The following is a 1,799-nucleotide window of genomic DNA, read 5'->3' as shown; positions in this document are numbered from 1 at the left end:
CCCGCCGAAGGATCCCGACGAGCCCACCCCCCAGGGCAGCGCCGGACCGCTGCACGGCCGCCCGCTGCCCGGCCCCACCGGAAACCAGGCCGACCCGGTGCTGCGCCCCGCCACCCGGGACCAGATCATCGAGCGGGCCGAACGCTGGGTGGCCGCCAAGGTGCCGTACTCCATGGAGAAGTTCTGGAGCGACGGCTACCGCCAGGACTGCTCCGGATACGTCTCCATGGTCTGGAACCTCGCCGGCAACGAGTGGACCGGCAGCCTGGCGAAGTACGGCACCCGCATCGAGCGCGCCGAGCTCCAGCCCGGAGACATCCTGCTCTTCCACAACGCGGCCGACCCCAACGCGGGCTCGCACGTCACCATCTTCGGCGGCTGGGTGGACGCCGAGCGCACCAAGTACACCGCCTACGAGCAGGCCAAGCCGCAGACCCGCAAGCAGGCGACGCCCATGGCGTACTGGAACAACTCCGCCTCCTACGTCCCCTACCGCTACAAGGGCCTGGCCACCACCACCGGCGGCAGCACCGGGACCTCCGCCCGCTACCCGGGGGCCGCCGCCTTCGGCCCCGGCGCGGTCAACGCGCACGTCACCAGGCTGGGGAAGCTGCTGGCCGAGCGCGGCGGCAAGCGCTTCTACCGCTCGGGCCCCGGACCCCGCTGGAGCGACGCGGACCGCCAGGCGACCCTGGCCTTCCAGCGCGCCCAGGGCTGGAAGGGCGAGGAGGCGGACGGACTGCCCGGCCCGCACACCTGGCGGCTGCTGGTCACCGGCAAGGGCAAGGACATCCCCGCCGCCGGAAAGCCGGGCGCCTCCGCGTCCGCCTTCCCGGGCCGGGCCCACTTCCGGCCGGGCCAGTCCAACGCGTACGTCGAGAAGCTGGGCCGCCGTCTGGTCGCGCTCGGCTACGGCCGCCACTACACCACCGGCCCCGGACCGCGCTGGACCGAGGCCGACCGGCGCAACACCGAGGCGTTCCAGCGCGCCCAGGGCTGGCGCGGCGCCGCCGCCAACGGCTACCCGGGCCCGGAGACCTGGCGACGCCTCTTCGGCTGAAGCCTCTCCGGCCGGACGACGACGAAGAAGAACACACCAGGAACAGCACAGGAGGAGGAGCCGGGGTGACAACGGCGACGTCGGAGAGCGGTGGGCCGGTGCGGGGCGCGGTGAACGGAGACCCGGAGGGGGGCGAGAAGACGCCGCCCGCCGGGGAAACGGCTTCGGCGCCCGTGCGGGAGACGGCGGCGGCCCCGCCGCGGGAAACGGTGCCGCCGCAGGAGACGGCGCCCGAGCAGGAGACCGTGCAGCCGCCGGAAGCACGGGACGAGCCGGAGAAGTCACCCGGGGAGGAGCCTGGGGGGACACCCCCGAAGACGGCGCCCGCCAGGACTGATGCTGACGCCGGGCCCGGCTCGGAGACGACCGGGGCCGCTTCCGCGGCGGGGACGTCCGGGGCCGCTTCCGCGGCGGGGACGTCCGGGGCCGCTCCCGCGGCGGGGACGTCCGAGGCCGCTCCCGCCGCGGAGACGTCCGGGGCCGCGCCGCGTACGGAGACGGCGGCCGTCACCGGGCGGGGCGCGGTCACCGGTGAGGCGGGCCCGCGGGGGTACGCGGGTGGGCCGGTCGCCCCGCGCCGGGTGCCGGTGATCGGTGGGGACACCACCGGCCCCATCCCGGTGCACCTCCTCTTCCGGGACGACGACGGACCCGCCGGGGTGGCGGGCGGGCCCGGCGCGGCCCTGGCGGCGCGGCCCGGAGGAGCGCCCGCCCCCGCGCCCCGCCGCCGGGTGAGGCG

1 protein-coding gene is annotated in these 1,799 nt (G+C 76.5%); it reads left to right on the top strand.

Going from position 1 to position 1,799, the window contains the following annotated elements; all coding sequences use genetic code 11:
* The coding region (locus tag C6N75_RS29120) for a peptidoglycan-binding protein (protein WP_105871837.1) at window positions 1–1,060 on the top strand (1,060 nt) is incomplete at its 5' end.
* Between the last annotated feature and the right edge of the window lie 739 nt (window positions 1,061–1,799).

This window comes from Streptomyces solincola, assembly GCF_002982015.1.
GTDB classification, from domain to species: domain Bacteria; phylum Actinomycetota; class Actinomycetes; order Streptomycetales; family Streptomycetaceae; genus Streptomyces; species Streptomyces solincola.
This window is presented reverse-complemented; position numbering and strand designations above follow the sequence as displayed.